The sequence below is a fragment of the Rhodococcus pseudokoreensis genome, assembly GCF_017068395.1.
GTDB lineage: Bacteria > Actinomycetota > Actinomycetes > Mycobacteriales > Mycobacteriaceae > Rhodococcus_F > Rhodococcus_F pseudokoreensis.
The window spans coordinates 7,260,129-7,276,313 of record NZ_CP070619.1; the positions used below are offsets into that span (position 1 = coordinate 7,260,129).

Annotated in this window: 15 protein-coding genes and 1 tRNA gene; 10 read left to right on the plus strand and 6 right to left on the minus strand. The window is 67.8% G+C overall.

What is annotated here, in order from left to right; all coding sequences use genetic code 11:
• The first annotated feature begins 13 nt into the window (after positions 1–13).
• On the plus strand, positions 14–1,336 hold the full coding sequence (locus JWS13_RS38255) for an HNH endonuclease signature motif containing protein (RefSeq protein ID WP_206010497.1): 1,323 nt from the start codon (positions 14–16) through the stop codon (positions 1,334–1,336).
• A gap of 36 nt (positions 1,337–1,372) precedes the next feature.
• Positions 1,373–1,864 carry a pyridoxamine 5'-phosphate oxidase family protein gene (locus JWS13_RS38260; protein WP_206010498.1) on the plus strand — a complete coding sequence of 164 codons (492 nt, stop codon included), beginning with the start codon at positions 1,373–1,375 and terminating at the stop codon, positions 1,862–1,864.
• Between the two features lie 4 nt (positions 1,865–1,868).
• Here the strand turns inward: JWS13_RS38260 and JWS13_RS38265 are convergent, their stop codons facing one another.
• On the minus strand, positions 1,869–2,459 hold the full coding sequence (locus JWS13_RS38265; RefSeq protein WP_206010499.1) for a nucleotidyltransferase family protein: 591 nt from the start codon (positions 2,457–2,459) through the stop codon (positions 1,869–1,871).
• Positions 2,460–2,617: 158 nt separating this feature from the next.
• Here JWS13_RS38265 and JWS13_RS38270 point away from each other — a divergent pair, with 158 nt between their 5' ends.
• Genes JWS13_RS38270 through JWS13_RS38290 form a run of 5 tightly spaced genes read left to right on the plus strand, consistent with a single transcriptional unit; the run spans position 2,618 to position 8,066 of the window.
• Positions 2,618–4,120, plus strand: coding sequence for a CoA-acylating methylmalonate-semialdehyde dehydrogenase (locus tag JWS13_RS38270; protein ID WP_124396008.1), 1,503 nt, complete (start codon positions 2,618–2,620; stop codon positions 4,118–4,120).
• A gap of 10 nt (positions 4,121–4,130) precedes the next feature.
• The gene (locus JWS13_RS38275; RefSeq protein WP_206010500.1) at positions 4,131–5,294 is read left to right on the plus strand and encodes an isobutyryl-CoA dehydrogenase; all 1,164 of its coding nucleotides are present in this window, start codon (positions 4,131–4,133) and stop codon (positions 5,292–5,294) included.
• Positions 5,291–6,361, plus strand: coding sequence for an enoyl-CoA hydratase/isomerase family protein (locus tag JWS13_RS38280; protein ID WP_206010501.1), 1,071 nt, complete (start codon positions 5,291–5,293; stop codon positions 6,359–6,361). The genes JWS13_RS38275 and JWS13_RS38280 overlap by 4 nt, the downstream gene beginning before the upstream one ends.
• Positions 6,358–7,293, plus strand: a complete 936-nt coding sequence (gene mmsB, locus JWS13_RS38285; protein ID WP_225929563.1) for a 3-hydroxyisobutyrate dehydrogenase — start codon at positions 6,358–6,360, stop codon at positions 7,291–7,293. The genes JWS13_RS38280 and mmsB overlap by 4 nt, the downstream gene beginning before the upstream one ends.
• Positions 7,290–8,066, plus strand: coding sequence for an enoyl-CoA hydratase (locus JWS13_RS38290; protein ID WP_124395775.1), 777 nt, complete (start codon positions 7,290–7,292; stop codon positions 8,064–8,066). Before mmsB ends, JWS13_RS38290 begins: the two co-directional genes overlap by 4 nt.
• A 57-nt stretch (positions 8,067–8,123) precedes the next feature.
• On the opposite strand, the gene JWS13_RS38295 is transcribed toward JWS13_RS38290, so the two are convergent.
• A complete protein-coding gene (locus tag JWS13_RS38295) occupies positions 8,124–8,657 on the minus strand; it encodes a MarR family winged helix-turn-helix transcriptional regulator (RefSeq protein ID WP_012688462.1) in 534 nt (177 codons plus the stop codon).
• Positions 8,658–8,711: 54 nt separating this feature from the next.
• On the minus strand, positions 8,712–9,962 hold the full coding sequence (locus tag JWS13_RS38300; protein ID WP_206010503.1) for a multidrug effflux MFS transporter: 1,251 nt from the start codon (positions 9,960–9,962) through the stop codon (positions 8,712–8,714).
• Positions 9,963–10,054: 92 nt separating this feature from the next.
• Between JWS13_RS38300 and JWS13_RS38305 the strand changes: the two genes are divergently transcribed.
• Positions 10,055–10,126 (plus strand) — tRNA-Cys (locus JWS13_RS38305).
• Positions 10,127–10,181: 55 nt separating this feature from the next.
• Here the strand turns inward: JWS13_RS38305 and JWS13_RS38310 are convergent.
• Positions 10,182–12,185, minus strand: coding sequence for an ArnT family glycosyltransferase (locus JWS13_RS38310; RefSeq protein ID WP_206010504.1), 2,004 nt, complete (start codon positions 12,183–12,185; stop codon positions 10,182–10,184).
• A 104-nt stretch (positions 12,186–12,289) separates the two neighbouring features.
• Positions 12,290–12,898: a TetR/AcrR family transcriptional regulator gene (locus tag JWS13_RS38315; protein WP_206010505.1), complete on the minus strand. Its 609-nt coding sequence runs from the start codon at positions 12,896–12,898 to the stop codon at positions 12,290–12,292.
• A gap of 99 nt (positions 12,899–12,997) precedes the next feature.
• On the opposite strand from JWS13_RS38315, the gene JWS13_RS38320 reads away from it, so the two are divergent.
• The gene (locus JWS13_RS38320) at positions 12,998–14,785 is read left to right on the plus strand and encodes an N-acyl-D-amino-acid deacylase family protein (RefSeq protein WP_206010506.1); all 1,788 of its coding nucleotides are present in this window, start codon (positions 12,998–13,000) and stop codon (positions 14,783–14,785) included.
• Positions 14,782–15,630: an alpha/beta fold hydrolase gene (locus JWS13_RS38325; RefSeq protein WP_206010507.1), complete on the plus strand. Its 849-nt coding sequence runs from the start codon at positions 14,782–14,784 to the stop codon at positions 15,628–15,630. The genes JWS13_RS38320 and JWS13_RS38325 overlap by 4 nt, the downstream gene beginning before the upstream one ends.
• On the opposite strand, the gene JWS13_RS38330 is transcribed toward JWS13_RS38325, so the two are convergent.
• Positions 15,598–16,161 (minus strand): TetR/AcrR family transcriptional regulator, encoded by a 564-nt coding sequence (locus JWS13_RS38330; protein ID WP_206010508.1) that lies wholly within the window; start codon positions 16,159–16,161, stop codon positions 15,598–15,600. The two genes, JWS13_RS38325 and JWS13_RS38330, sit on opposite strands and share 33 nt — an antisense overlap.
• Between the last annotated feature and the right edge of the window lie 24 nt (positions 16,162–16,185).

The window sequence follows — 16,185 nt, forward strand, 5'->3', positions numbered from 1 at the left end:
GGGAGGGCTGGTCGTGGGGGAAATAGTGGCACCGGATCTGGAGGAGTTGCGGGCGTTCACGACGCGGTTGCGGTGCGTCGAGGCGTGTGGTGATGCCGGGTTGGGGATCGAGTGGATCGACGCGGTCGAGTCGTTGAAGTCGGTGGGGTGCGCGGTGCAGGCGGTGGTCACCGATGATGTCGCCACCTGTATGCGGGAGGATCGGAAGGCCCGTGGGTTGCCGCGGGTGGAGTGGGACCGCGGCATCGCCTCGCAGATCGCGTTGGCGCGCAGGGAGTCCCCGAACCGTGGTGGCCGGCATCTGGGGTTCGCCCGGTCGGTGGTGCACGAGATGCCGCACACGTTGGCGTTGCTGCGGTCGGGCCGGTTGAACGAATGGCGTGCCACCCTGTTGGTGCGGGAGACGGCGTGTCTGTCGGCGGCGGATCGCGCGGTGGCGGATCGGCGGTTGTGTTCGGACCCGGACGTTCTCGACGGCGTCGGCGACCGCGGCCTCGTGGCGAAGGCGAAGGGCCTCGCGGTGGAACTCGACGCCGCCGCGGTGGTGGCCCGGTACCGCAAGGCGGTGTCCGAGCGGCGGGTCACGACGCGGCCGGCGCCGGATTCGATGGCGTATCTGAGTGTGCTGCTGCCGATGGAGCAGGCGGTGTGTTTGCAGGCGACGTTGGGTCGTGATGCGGACAGTCTCATCGCGACCGGGGACAGTGGCGGCCGGACCCGGAATCAGTTGATGGCGGATTTGTTGTTCGACCGCGGCACCGGGGCCTCGGTGACCTCGGGGGTTCCGGTGGCGGTGAATCTGGTGATCTCCGACGAGGCGTTGTTGGCGGGCGAGAACGAGGCCGCGGATGTGGCGGGGTTCGGTCCGGTGCCGGCGGGGATCGCCCGGCAACTGGTCGCGGCTGCCCTCGATGGTGATACCGCGGTGACCTTGCGAAACGTGTACTCGTGTCCGCTGTCGGGGGCGTTGACGGCGATGGAGTCGCAGGCGCGGATGTTCCCGAAAGGCTTGCGGAAGTTGATCGACCTGCGGGACCGCACGTGCCGCACCCCGTGGTGTGATGCGCCGATCCGCCATCACGACCACATCCTGTCCCGCCGCAACAAGGGTGCCACCACCGCACACAACGGGGCCGGTTTGTGCGCGGCCTGCAATTACGCGAAGGAAGGCGACGGCTGGACCGCCCGCCCCGTCAGGCGGCACGGCCGCACGCATCTCTTCGACCTCGGCACCCCGACCGGACATCACTACCGGTCCGCGGCCCCGCGGCTGCCGTCCGCGGCGCGACGGTCGGAAATCGAAGCGATTCTGATCGCGCATTTGCGAGCGTCTTGACCGTGCGATCACGGGAATCGTCGTAGGGTCGTGTGCATGGCCAGCTGGAACGAGTTCGCCGAAGCTGCTCCGCGGATTGCCGCCATCTTCTCCCGCAGGCACGCGGCGACCAAGAACCTGTGCATGCTCGGCACGCTGCGCTCCGACGGATTTCCGCGGATCAGCCCGGTTGAGCCGAGATTCTTCGAGAACCAGTTGTGGATCGCCGGTATGCCGAACACGACGAAGTTCCAGGATCTCGCTCGCGATCCGCGTTTCTGCCTGCACACGGCGACCGTCGACAGCGAGGTGAAGGAAGGTGACGCAAAACTGTGGGGTGTCGTCGACGACGTCCAGGACAAGGCGCTGCATCAGCGTTTCGCGCAGGCGCTGTTCGACGAGACGGGTTTCGACATCCGCGGGCAGGAGTTCGACCACTGCTACCGAGCGGACCTGACCGGCGGCTCGGCGGTGGAGGTCGGCGACGGCCATATGGACATCACCATCTGGAAGCCGGGAGAGCCCGAGCACGTCGTGCGAAAACACTGACCGCTCATTCCTCCGGCCACGGCAGCACCGTCAGGTGGGGCCATTCCTTCTGCCACCGTGCCGCTTTGGTCTCGTACACCTTCCTCGGGGCGAGTACGGGATTCGGGCGCAGGACCATGTCGAAGAGGTCGGTGAATCCGTGGGGTGCGTAGATCTCGTCGTCGCCGGTGTGCGTTCGGCGGATGCCGTAGCAGCAGGTGGTGGAGGCGAAGTGGTCGATGGCGTCCTTGCAGTCGGTGAAGGGGGTTGCGGGCACGCCGAAGTGGTCTTCGTACCAAAGATGCACCCGTGCCTCGTTTCTGACCTCGACGCGCACGTCGAGGTCGTCGAACAGTGCGGCGGCTCTGCGGATGACGTCGTCCTCGGCCTCGTAGCTGAGGTCGGTGTCGTCGAAGTAGAAGAGGTCGTAGTCGTCGATCCCCGACTGCGGGTCGCGGCCGTCGATGTGGTTCCACACGGTCTGGAACACGGCGCCCGCGGTGAGGTACCACTCGGCGAGGCCGAGTCGGGGTGCACGGTCCAGGATCGTGATGATGCACGGGTTGGTCCCGAGGATGCGAAGGAAGTCCGTCTCCTCGGGAGAGTGAATCTGCATGATCCGATCGTAGGGTCGGGGTACGACCGAACTGTCCGCGCCGGACTTGGCTCGAACGGCACCGGGCTGCACGAGTCTGGACATACATGGACATCCAACTATAGGATGAGCACATATTCGGAACTCCCTCATCATCGAGCAAGGAACGGGTTCTCACAATGGTTCAAGAGCTATCCCACTTCGTCGGCGGCAAGCGCGTCCCCGGTGCCTCCAACAAGTTCGGCGACGTCTACGACCCCAACACCGGTGAGGTGCAGTCGCGTGTGCCTCTCGCCGACAAGGCCGAGACGGAGGCGATCATCGCGAACGCGGTGGAAGCTCAGCGCGAATGGGCGCTGTTCAACCCGCAGAAGCGGGCACGCGTCCTGATGAAGTTCCTCCAGCTCGTGCAGGAGGAGATGGATTCGCTGGCGCGCCTCCTGTCGTCCGAGCACGGCAAGACGATCCCCGACGCGAAGGGCGACATCCAGCGCGGCCTCGAGGTCATCGAGTTCGCACTCGGCGCTCCGCACCTGCTCAAGGGTGAGTACACGGAATCCGCCGGAACCGGGATCGACGTGTACTCCATGCGTCAGCCGCTCGGCGTTGTCGCCGGCATCACGCCCTTCAACTTCCCGGCCATGATCCCGCTGTGGAAGGCCGGTCCCGCGCTGGCCGCAGGCAACGCCTTCATCCTCAAGCCGTCCGAGCGCGACCCCTCGGTGCCGCTGCGCCTGGCCGAACTGTTCCTCGAGGCCGGTCTGCCCGCGGGTGTGTTCAACGTGGTCAACGGTGACAAGGAAGTGGTGGACGTCCTGCTCACCGACGACCGCGTCAAGGCTGTCGGGTTCGTCGGGTCCACCCCGATCGCGCAGTACATCTACGAGACCGCCGCGGCCCACGGCAAGCGCGCGCAGTGCTTCGGTGGCGCGAAGAACCACGCGATCATCATGCCCGACGCCGACCTCGACGAGGTTGCCGACGCCCTCATCGGCGCAGGTTACGGCTCCGCGGGTGAGCGGTGCATGGCCATTTCCGTCGCCGTGCCGGTGGGCGAGGAGACGGCGGATGCGCTCGTCGCCAAGCTGACCGAACGCGTCGGCAAGCTCACGATCGGCCGCAGCGACGACGAGTCCGCCGACTTCGGACCGCTGGTCAGCAAGGACGCCCTCGAACGGGTGAACAACTACATCCAGATCGGCATCGACGAGGGCGCGGAGGCCGTGATCGACGGCCGCGGCTTCACCCTCGAAGGCCACGAGAACGGCTTCTTCGCAGGCGCGACCCTGTTCGACAAGGTCACCACCGACATGCGCGTCTACAAGGAAGAGATCTTCGGACCCGTCCTGCTGGTCGCCCGCGCGGCGGACTACGAAGAGGCGCTCCGCCTGCCCACCGAGCACGAGTACGGCAACGGCGTCGCCATCTTCACCCGCGACGGCGACACGGCCCGCGACTTCACGAACCGCGTGAACGTCGGCATGGTCGGCGTCAACGTGCCGATCCCGGTGCCGATTGCGTACCACACGTTCGGCGGCTGGAAGCGTTCCGGCTTCGGCGACCTGAACCAGCACGGTCCCGACTCCTTCCGCTTCTACACCAAGACCAAGACCGTGACGCAGCGTTGGCCCTCCGGCAAGAAGGAAGAGACCAATCACTTCGTCATTCCCACGATGAACTGAACGGATCTCCATGTTCACCTTGACCGATGACGAGCGGGCGATCAGTGACACGGCCCGTGATTTCGCGGCCGAGCATCTGGCGCCGCATGCTGTGGAGTGGGATCAGACCAAGCATTTCCCGGTCGATGTGCTGCGGAAGGCGGCCTCGCTCGGGATGGGCGGGATCTACATCCGCGAGGACGTGGGCGGCTCCGAGCTGACCCGGGTGGATGCGGCCCGGATCTTCGAGCAGCTCGCGAAGGGCTGCCCGTCGATCGCCGCCTACATTTCCATCCACAACATGGTGACCTGGATGATCGACAAGTTCGGCACCGAGGAGCAGCGGCACACCTGGGTGCCGGGACTGTGTGCGATGGATCAGCTGGGCAGCTACTGCCTCACCGAACCCGGCGCCGGCTCGGATGCGGCGGCGTTGAGCACCAGGGCGGTCCGCGACGGCGACGACTACGTGCTGGGCGGGGTCAAGCAGTTCATCTCCGGGGCCGGCACGTCGGAGGTGTATGTGGTGATGGCCCGCACCGGCGAGAGCGGGCCGCGCGGCATTTCGGCGTTCATCGTCCCGAAGGATTCGGCGGGGCTGTCGTTCGGGCCGAACGAGGTGAAGATGGGCTGGAACGCCCAACCGACCCGGCAGGTGATCTTCGAGGACGTACGGGTGCCGGCGGGCAACCTCCTCGGCACCGAGGGCGGCGGGTTCCGGATCGCGATGGCCGGCCTGAACGGGGGCCGGTTGAACATCGCCGCCTGCTCGGTCGGCGGCGCGCAGACCGCGCTGGACAAGGCCGTCTCCTATCTGGCGGACCGCAAGGCGTTCGGGTCCTCGTTGCTCGAGTCGCAGGCGTTGCAGTTCCAGCTCGCGGACATGCGCACCGAACTCGAGGCCGCCCGGACCCTGTTGTGGCGGGCGGCGGCCGCGCTGGAGGAGGGCGCCCCGGACGTGGTGGAGTTGTGTGCGATGGCGAAGCGGTTCGCCACCGACACCGGGTTCGAGGTCGCGAACCGGGCGCTGCAGTTGCACGGCGGGTACGGCTATCTTGCCGAGTACGGGATCGAGAAGATCGTCCGCGACCTGCGGGTGCATCAGATCCTCGAGGGCAGCAACGAGATCATGCGGGTGGTCATCGCCCGCAGCGTCATCGCGGGCGCGGGACACGGGAAGCAGGGAGCGGCATGACAGACGCGGTAGCAGCGGTGGACGAGGTTCTGATCGGCAAGCACGGTGGGGTGGGCCGGATCGTGTTGAACCGGCCGAAGGCGATCAACGCCCTCAACCACACCATGGTGGCGCGGATCGCCCCGGCGCTGGCGGAGTGGGCGGGGGACGACGAGGTGCGGGCGGTGCTGATCACCGGCGCCGGGGAACGCGGCCTGTGCGCGGGCGGGGACATCGTCTCGATCTACCACGACGCGAAGGAGGGGGGCACCGGGTCGCGGGAGTTCTGGCGCGACGAGTACCTCCTCAACGCGGCGATCGCGAACTACCCGAAGCCGTATGTGGCGATCATGGACGGCATCGTGATGGGCGGTGGGGTCGGGGTGTCGGCGCACGGCAGTGTGCGGGTCGTGACCGAGCGGTCGATGATCGGGATGCCCGAGACCGGGATCGGGTTCGTCCCCGACGTCGGTGGCACCTACCTGCTGGCCCGTACCCCGGGGGAGTTGGGCACCCACATCGCGTTGACCACGGCACGGCTCAGTGCGGGGGATGCGATCGCGTGCGGGTTCGCCGACCACTTCATTCCGTCCGGGAAAATCGACGCGTTCGTCGACGCTCTGGAGACTTCGTCGGTGGAGGAGGCGTTGGCGGAGTTCACCGAACCGGCCCCCGAGTCGGATCTGCTGGCGCAGCAGGGCTGGATCGATGCCGCGTATTCCGCGGATTCGGTTGCCGAGATCGTGGCCCGGCTGCAGGCCAGCGGGGTGCCGGAAGCGGCGAAGGCGGCCGAGCAGGTGCTGGCGAAGTCGCCGACCGCGTGCGCGGTCACGTTGGCGTCGCTGCGCCGGGCCCGGGTCGCGGGCAGCCTCGAGGAGGTGCTGAACGAGGAGTTCCGGGTGTCCGTCGCCTGTTTGGGTTCGGCCGATCTGGTCGAGGGGATCCGGGCGCAGGTCGTCGACAAGGACCGCAACCCGCACTGGTCACCCGCGACGATCGACGAGGTGACCGACGCCGACGTCGCCACGTTCTTCGCACCCCTCGGCGACCTCGAACTCGGCCTCACAGCCCCGCAATCGCAACGCTGACCACCAGCCACAAGCGTCCAGGAGGGACTGCTATGAGCACTACCGTCGGATTTCTGGGACTCGGCCACATGGGTGGCCCCATGGCGGCCAACCTCGTCAAGGCGGGACACACGGTGGTCGGATTCGACCTCGCGCCCGCCGCACTCGAGCAGGCGGTGAAAGACGGTGTCACCGTCGCCGATTCGGCCGTCGAGGCCGTACGTGAGGTGGACGTCGTGATCACGATGCTGCCGAGCGGCAAGCACGTTCTCGGGCTCTATGCGGAGATCCTGCCCGCCGCGAAACCGGGCACCCTGTTCATCGACTCGTCCACCATCGACGTGGCGGACGCCCGCGCGGCGCACGACGAGGCCGCCGCGGCCGGACACCGTTCGGTGGACGCACCCGTCTCCGGTGGCGTCGTCGGCGCGACCGCGGGAACTCTCGCGTTCATGGTCGGCGGCACGGCGGACGACTTCGAATCCGCGAAGCCGCTGCTCGACGTGATGGGCAAGAAGGTCGTCCACTGCGGCGACCCGGGTAACGGTCAGGCCGCGAAGATCTGCAACAACATGATCCTCGGTGTGTCGATGATCGCCGTCAGCGAGGCGTTCGTCCTCGGCGAGAAGCTGGGGCTGAGCAACCAGGCGCTGTTCGACGTCGCATCCAACGCGTCGGGTCAGTGCTGGGCGCTCACCACCAACTGTCCTGTGCCCGGACCGGTTCCGACGAGCCCGGCCAACAACGACTACCAGCCGGGCTTCGCCGCCGCACTGATGGACAAGGATCTCGGTCTCGCCGCGAACGCGCTGAAGACCAACGGCGTCGAGGCCGAACTCGGGCTCCGCGCCGCCGAGCTGTACAGCCGGTTCCACGCCGCCGGCGGTGGTGGCCAGGACTTCTCGGCCATCATCAACGACATCCGCGAACGTTCCACCGAGGGAGAGCAGTGACCGACTTCGAGACCATCCTCCTCGAGCGCAAGGGCCGGGTAGGGATCATCACCCTCAACCGTCCGAAAGCGCTCAACGCACTGAATTCCGAGCTGATGCGCGAGGTCGTGTCGGCGGTGGAGGAGTTGGAGAAGGATTCGGAGATCGGTGCCATCCTGATCACCGGTTCCGACCGGGCCTTCGCGGCGGGCGCCGACATCAAGGAGATGCAGCCCAAGTCGTACATGGACGTCTACCTGGACGACTTCTTCGCTGCGTGGGATCGCCTCGCCGCGGCCCGCAAGCCCACCATCGCCGCTGTAGCGGGCTACGCCCTCGGCGGCGGATGCGAACTGGCGATGCTCTGCGACATCCTGATCGCCGCCGACACCGCGAAGTTCGGTCAGCCGGAGATCAAGCTCGGTGTCATCCCCGGCATCGGTGGCTCGCAGCGGCTGACGCGCGCGGTGGGCAAGGCCAAGGCCATGGAACTGTGCCTGACCGGCCGGAACATGGACGCAGAGGAGGCCGAACGCGCCGGGCTGGTGTCGCGGATCGTGCCCGCCGCCGACCTCCTGGACGAGGCACTGCAGACGGCGACCACCATCGCCGAGATGTCGCTTCCGGTCGCGATGATGGCGAAGGAGGCGGTGAACCGCTCCTTCGAGACCACGCTCACCGAGGGTGTGCGGTTCGAGCGCCGGGTGTTCCACTCGACGTTCGCCACCGAGGATCAGAAGGAAGGGATGGCGGCGTTCGTCGAGAAGCGTCCGCCCGTCTTCAAGCACCGCTAGACGCCCTGACACGACTGTCGCCCCGCACCGGATCCGGTGCGGGGCGACAATCGTGTGTCACCACTTGGTGGGCGCGTCTCCGGTGTCGAAATCGCCTGCCTCGCGGCGCAGTTCGGCGAGGATGGCGACCAGCTGTTCCAGCTTGTCGCCGGACACGCCGGGGCTCGAGAACACCTGGGCGTTGAGCCGCTCGGTGGACTCGACCGCCAGTTTCCTTCCCGCGTCGGTGATTTCGATCAGCGTTGCGCGTCGGTCGCTCGGATGCGGAACACGCCGCACGAGATTCGCCGTCTCGAGCCGGTCTACGGCGTTCGTGACGCTCGTCGGGTGAACCTGAAGGCGCGCGCTGGCCTTCGCCATCGGCAGCGCACCGGTGCGCGTGAACGTCAGCAAGGTCAGCAATTCGTACCGGGCGAACGTGAGCCCCGACGGTTTGAGCACCTCTTCCACCCGCGCGATCATGATCTGATGGGCGCGCATCACCGAGGTCACCGCGGCCATGCCGTCGGCGACGTCACCCCAGCCGTGCTTGGTCCACTGCCGGTGGGCCTCTTCGATGGGGTCGAGATGAAGTGGTGACGGTGGTGGCATGCGTCGATCATCCCATGTCGGGTGATAGGCCGTGAAAGTCTGCCGAGCGTGTCGTCAGCGGGCTTCCGCCTTCGCTGCGGCGGCCAGCGCCACCAACCCGAGTCCCGTGCACGCGGTCATCGTGACTGCGAGTGCGACGCCGGTGTTGCCGAGTACGCCGACCAGGGGAGCGATCAGGGCGCCGACACCGAATTGCAGGGCGCCGAGCAGCGCAGCGGCCGTGCCCGCGGCCTCCCCGTGCCTGCCGAGGGCCAGCGCCGGGGCATTGGGCAGGACGAATCCGACACCGCCGAGGAGGAACCACAGGGGGACGACGAACCCGACGAGCCCGCCGAACTCGAAATGCGCGGTAATGATCAGCGCCAGCCCGGCCACCGTCGCGAAGCCGAGGGCAGACACCGTGATCTGCAGCGGTGACCAGCGCGCGAGGGCGCGGACGTTGAGTTGCGAGGCGCCGATCAGAGCGATCGCGCCGGAGCTGAACAGCAGCGCGAACTGCTGCTCGTCCAGGCCGTACTGGTCCTGGAACACGAACGACGCACCGGAGACGTACGAGAACAGCGATCCCATCGCCACGCTCGACACGAGGGCGAGCACCATGAACGCGCGGTCCCCGAGCAGTCCCTTGTAGGTGCCCAGTACGGCGAGGAGATTGCTCTTGCGGCGGCGCTCGGGCGGCAGCGTCTCCGTCAGACCAAACGCGCCGATCAACGCCGTCAGCGTGCCGATCACGGCGAGGACGACGAAGATCCCGCGCCAGTCGAGGGCGATGAGGAGCGCCCCGCCGATACTCGGGGCGAGCACGGGTGCGACGCCGAGGACGAGCATCAGCCGCGACATCACGACGGCGACGGTGTTCCCCGAGAACAGGTCGCGGACCACGGCGAGCGCGACCACCGCTGCGGCGGCGGCGCCGATGCCCTGGAAGACGCGGAGCGCCCCCAGCACTGCCACGGTCGGCGCGAACACCGCGAGCACGGACGCTACGACGTGCACACCGATACCGGCGATGAGGGGGCGCCTGCGCCCCAGGCTGTCCGCCAGCGGTCCGACGATCAACTGCCCCAGCGCGAGGCCGAGCAGGGTTCCGGTGATGGTCAGCTGGACCGCGGACGAGGACGCGCCGAGGTCCGTTCCGATGTCCGGTAGCGCCGGCAGATACATGTCGATGGTGAAGGGGCCGAGGGCCACCATCGCGCCGAGTACGAGGATCACCCGAAGGCTGGGCTGGGTGGTTGTCCGCTCGCCGATCGGGGCGGCGCGTTCTTCGGTGTCGGTCATGAAGCAACACAGCAACGAGGGCACACGGTTTGTTCCCGCCCCGGCGTGTCGGTTCAGAATCACCGTGAGCACAACTCTCGCGCCGGGGGCGTCGGCCGGGCACAGTGGTCATCGATGCGGGTGTGACTGAGTGGTTGAGGTACCGGCCTGCAAAGCCGTTCACACGGGTTCGAATCCCGTCACTCGCTCGACGAGAACCGGCAGGTGATGCACCTGCCGGTTCTCTGCGTGCCTACCGGTGACCTATCCGGTGTAGCCGGAGAGGTCGTACACGGTCGTGCCGCCCACCGTGACGGCGGTGAAGTTCGCGGCCACCCACTCCTGGATCGCGCCGGACGTGCTGTCGCCGCCGCGACCACCGCCGCCACCACCTGAGATGTAGTAGTGCACCTGGCCGTTCTCGACGTAGGAGATGAACTGGTCGAGCGTCGGCGTGGGGTCGGAACTCCATCCGCCGATCGCCATCACCGCGGTGTCGGCGGCCAGTTCGTACGTGGCCGCGCTCTGAGAACCGTTGGTCGCGGCAGACCACGTGGTGCCTGCCTCGGCGAGCAACGTCGTGAGCTCGGAACTCGTCCCACCCTCGCTGCCGCCCACGCCGCCGCCACCCATGCCGCCGCCGCCCATGCCACCGCCGGGCGTCTGGCCGCCGGCCATCCCACCGCCGGGTGCCTGGCCGCCGGCCATGTCACCGCCGGGTGCCCGGCCGCCGCCGCCTCCCATTCCGGTATCGGTGACAGCCCCGGACGGGCCGGCCGTGGGGATCGATCCGTTGTGTGCGGTGGCCGCGGTGGCGATCGCGTAGGACGCGGAGCCTCCGATTCCGGCGAGCGAGCCCAGCAGCAGGCCGGTGACGGCGAGTTTCCGGACGCGGTTCCCGTCGCCGAGCGCGATCAGGGCGGCGCCGAGAACGGTGCCGGCGAGCAGGACCCACTTCAGGGCGGGCATCCACTCGGTGTTGCGGTGCAACAGGACCCAGCTCCACGCACCTGCGGCCACCATCATGAAGGCGAGGCCGGAGCGTCCGAGAATGCTGTCGCGCTTCTGCCACAGGGCGTACCCGCCGGTGCCGATCATCCCGGCGATCGCGGGGGCGAGCGCCACCGTGTAGTAGGGGTGGATGGTGCCGGACATGTAGCTGAAGATCAGTCCCGTGACGAGGAACCATCCGCCCCACACGATCAGCGAGGCCCGCACGCGGTCCGTCCGCGGAGCGCGTCCGCGGGCGAGCAACCCGAAGACCAGGGCGACCAGTGCCGCCGGGATCAGCCACGATATCTCGATGCCCATCTCGCTGCCGAACAGGCGATCCAGCCCGGTGCTCCCACCGAAGCTCGATCCCGCACTGCCGCCGGACATTCCTCCGCCGCCACCGCCGGTATTTCCGAAGATCCGGCCGAGTCCGTTGTAGCCGAGCACCAGATCCATGACGCTGTTGTCGGTGGAACCACCGATGTACGGGCGCGAGTCCGCAGGCCACAGCCACACGGCGAGAACCCACCATCCGGCCGCGGCGACGACGGCGGCGACACCCCCGGCCAGGTGCAGCAGCCGAACCCGCAACCGGGCGTGCCCGGCCACCAGATACGCCAGACCGAACGCGGGCAGCACCATCAGGCCCTGCAGCATCTTGGTGAGGAACGCGAAGCCGAGTGCGACCCCGGTGAGCGCGATCCACATCGCGGCGCGCCGGCCGGTCTCCGTCTCGATCGCGCGGACCACGAAGTATCCTGCCGCGGTCATCAGGAGCACGAGCAGCGCGTCGGGGTTGTCGAAGCGAAACATCAAGGCGGCCGCGGGAGTTGCGGCCAGGACGGCGCCGGCGATCAGCCCGGCGCCCCTGTTCGTGACGCGAGTGACGGCCGCGTAGACGAGGGCGACCGAACCGACCCCCATCAGGGCCTGGGGGACGAGGAGGCTGGCGCTGGAGAATCCGAAGATCCGCCCGGACAGTCCCATCACCCACAGCGACGCGGGCGGTTTGTCGACCGTGATGAAATTCGAGGTGTCGATCGAGCCGAAGAACCACGCCTTCCAGCTCTGCGAACCGGCCTGCGCTGCCGCGGCGTAGAAACTGTTGGCGTAGCCGCTGGAGGTGAGATCCCACAGGTACAGCGTCGCGGTGGCGGCGAGTAGTGCGGTGAGGGCGAGTGCGGAACCGCGTCGGCGGATCCACGAGTCCGACTCGGCGCGGTGGCCGGGCGGTCCTGTTCTCCGTGGCGGAGCCGGAGTGAGAACGGCAGTCATCAGGTGGTCCCTTCGCGAGTTGCTGTCCCGACAACGTTCTCGCGCGGGGGCGTCACCCGGCTGGGAGGCGGCTGGAAGGTTCCTGTGAACCCGGCCCCTCCGGTTCAGCGTGTCGAGTCGAGTGCGTCGACGTCGACACCTGCTGCGGGAAGCAGGTGATAGAAGGCGCGTTCGCACAGGTCGATCATCTCGCTGCGTTCCATGGTCGGCTCGTCGAGCCAGGACAGCACGATCTCCTCCATGAACGCCTGCCAGCCCGAGATCGCGGCCTCGAGCGCGGGCGTCGTCGGCACGCCGAACTCGGCCAGCGACACACCGATCCACCGGGTGAACGTTCGCCGCATGCCGCGGTAGATCTGCCGCATCCTCTCGTCGCCGCTACCGGCCATCCGCATGACCGCGAGGTAGATGGTGGGGTGCTCGATCACCGCGTCCGCGAACGTTTCGACGCCCGTCCGGAGTTGCCCGTACACCGGGAGCGTCGCGTCGGGTGTCATCCGCCGCTGCAGTTCGGACGCCGAGGCTTCGAGGACGGCGTTGCGAAAGCCCTGCTTGTTCTTGAAGTAGTGGAACAGCAGTGGCGCGGAAACGCCTGCCTCGGCCGCCACCTGGTCCATCGAGAGGTCGTCGAACGGCACCGTCTCGAGGAGCCCGACGGCCACGTCGAGGATCTGCGCGCGCCGATCTTCGGGAGAGCGGGGTGCGGCGGCCACCCCTGCACTCTATTGAGGATCGCTCGAGCCGTCCATTGACTTTTACTCAACCGCATACGTAACCTCGGGTAACACATACCGAGTGTGAGGAGCGCAACAATGTCGGATTTCGATGTGGTCGTCAACGGTGGGCTGTGGTTCGACGGAACAGGATCCGCGCCGCTGCGCCGTAATCTCGGCATCCGCGACGGCGTCGTGGTCCGGGCATCGACTCGTCCGCTGTCCATCGGACCGGACACCGAGGTCATTGACGCCGCAGGCAAGTGGGTGCTTCCCGGGTTCGTCGACGTGCACACCCACTACGACGCGGAAGTGCTCGTCAGCCCCGGACTGCCGGAGTCGGTACGACACGGCGTGACCACCGTCGTTCTCGGAAACTGCTCCCTCTCCACCGTGTATTCGACGCCGCGCGAGTGCGCCGACCTGTTCAGCAGGGTCGAGGCCGTGCCGCACGACTCCGTGCTCGGGATCCTGGAGGAGAACAAGATCTGGCAGAGCCCGGCGGAGTACGTCGAGGCGCTCGAGTCGTTGCCGCTCGGCCCCAACGTCGCCGGGTTCATCGGGCACTCCGACATCCGCACCCACGTCCTCGGCCTCGGCCGGGGCACGGACAAGCGGATCGAGCCGACTGTTCGCGAACTCGAGAAGATGGGTGCGATGCTCACCGATGCCGTCGACGCCGGCTTCCTCGGACTCTCCTCGATGACGAACGCGCTCGACAAGATCGACGGCGACGAATACCGTTCCCGCTCACTGCCGTCCACGTACGCGCGGTGGAAGGAGTTCCGCTTCCTCAACCGCATTCTGCGCGAGCGCGGCAAGATCCTGCAGAGCGCGCCTACGATCAACCTGCACCCGAACATCGCCGGATTCTTCGCGGAGAGTTCGGGCTTCGGGCGGCGCAAGCCGCTCAAGACGTCGCTGCTGTCGGCCGCGGACTCGAAGGCGTATCCGCCGATCGTCTACTTCATGCTCGCCGCGGCGCCGCTGCTGAACCGCTTCGCCAAGACCGATTTCAAGTGGCAGCACCTGCCGGTGCCGTTCACCGTCTACGCGGACGGGATCGACCTTGTGGTGTTCGAGGAGTTCGGCGCCGGCGCGGCGGCGCTGCACCTCAAGGACCAGGTGGAGCGAAACGCCCTGCTGCAGGACGAGTCCTACCGGCGCCGGTTCCGTAAGGACTACGACAACAAGTTCAGCCCCCGCATCTGGCACCGCAACTTCTACGACGCGGAAATCGTCGGGTGCCCCGACGAGACGCTGATCGGCAAGACGTTCGGCGCCGTGGGCGACCTCCGCGGTGTGCACCCGGTCGACGCGTACCTCGATCTCGTCGTGAAGTACGGCGCCGATCTGCGGTGGCGGACCACCATCGCCAACCATCGCCCCAAGTTCGCGAAGCGGCTCGCGGCCAGTTCCGGGGTGCAGATGGGATTCGGCGACGCCGGCGCCCACCTGCGCAACATGGCGTTCTACAACTACCCGATCCGGTTGCTGAAGAAAGTCAAGGACGCGCAGTCCGACCGCAAGCCGTTCCTGACCGTCGAGAGGGCCGTTCACCGGCTGACGGGCGAGCTGGCCGACTGGTACGGCATCGACGCCGGCCACCTCCGCGAAGGTGACCGCGCCGATCTGGTCGTCGTCGACCCGGCGGGTCTCGACGCCACGGTGGACGGCTTGTTCGAGGCCGAGGTCCCCGAATATGGCGGGTTGCGGCGGATGGTGAACCGCAGCGACGGCGCCGCGGTCGCGACGGTGATCGACGGCAGGCTCGTCTACCGCGACGGCGAATTCACCGGCGGATTCGGGGTGACCAGGACGGGACGCTTCCTCCGAGCCGGAGAGTCGGCCGCAGACCGCAGCGGGCGTGAGACGATCGTCGGATGAGTCGCACGGAGCGGATCGGCACGTTCACCCGCGACGGACTGGTGTTCGACGTCCGCGACGAGGGCCCGATCGACGGCACACCGGTGGTGCTCTTGCACGGGTTTCCGCAGGACTCGCGGTCGTGGGACGCGCTGGCGCCGTTGCTGCACCGGCGCGGTTTCCGCACCCTCGCCCCGGACCAGCGCGGCTATTCGCCCGGTGCCAGGCCTCGCGGCCGCCGGGCGTACCGCAGCACGGAACTGATCGCGGACGTCGTCGCGCTCATCGACCAGGCTGGCCTCGGCCCGGCGCACGTCGTCGGGCACGATTGGGGCGCGGCGGTGGCCTGGGGTGTCGCCGCCGAACGCCCGGACCGGGTCCGCACGCTCACGGCGCTGTCGGTGCCGCACCCCGCGGCGTTCGTGCGGGCGATGCTCACCAGCCGTCAGATCCTGAAGTCCTGGTACATGTTCGCGTTCCAGTTTCCCTGGATCCCGGAGCGGGTGCTCACCCCGGACGGCTTCGGCTACCGGGCCCTGGTCGCCAGCGGCCAGTCGCCGGATCACGCGAAGCGCGACCTCGGGCCCATGCGCGACCGGACGCGGGCCCGGGGCGCCCTGAACTGGTATCGCGCGATGCCGTTCATCTCGCCCCGATCGGCCTCCCGGAAGGTCCGGGTGCCCACGCTCTTCGTCTGGAGCGACGGCGACACCGCGATCGGCCCGGTCGGTCCGGGGTTGACCGCTCGATTCGTCGATGCCCCGTACACGTACGAAGTGCTCCGCGGCGTGAGCCACTGGATCCCGGACGAGGCACCCGAACGCGTCGACGAATTACTCGGCAACCACGTGCTCGATCAGTCGTGACGCCGATCGATCCGTCCGCGCCGCGTCGCCGGTGACCAAGCGGTCGAGGAGGATTCCCCGTAGCCCGGACACCGCGACCGTCGCACTGTCGCGAGAATGGCGAGTGGAGATCCCGCATCGGACCATCGCGTCGGCGACGGCGTCGATCAGCGTGTGAATGGCCGAGGTGGCGAAATCAGCAAACGGGCCGCGCTGCACGCTCGCCACCCCCATCACCTGCAACAGGATCTTCGTGCTGACCGAGGACTCGCCTCGCGTGGTCGATGTCCACAGCTCCTCGAGGCCGGCACGCAGCCCGTCCCGGTCCGAGATTCCGGAGAACAGCGACGAGAAGCCGGGATGCTGCGTCGCCAGCGCCTGGACCAGCAGTTCCTCCTTGGTGCCGAAGTAGTAGATGAGCATGCGTGAACTCGTGCCCAGCTCCGCGGCGAGTGGCCGGAGCGACAGGTCCGCGAGTCCGTGTTCGGCGATGTAGCCGACGACGTCGGCGAGAAGCTGTGCGCGCTTGGCATGGTCGAGGGGGCGGGCCATGCGTTTGACTGTAACGGACGCTAC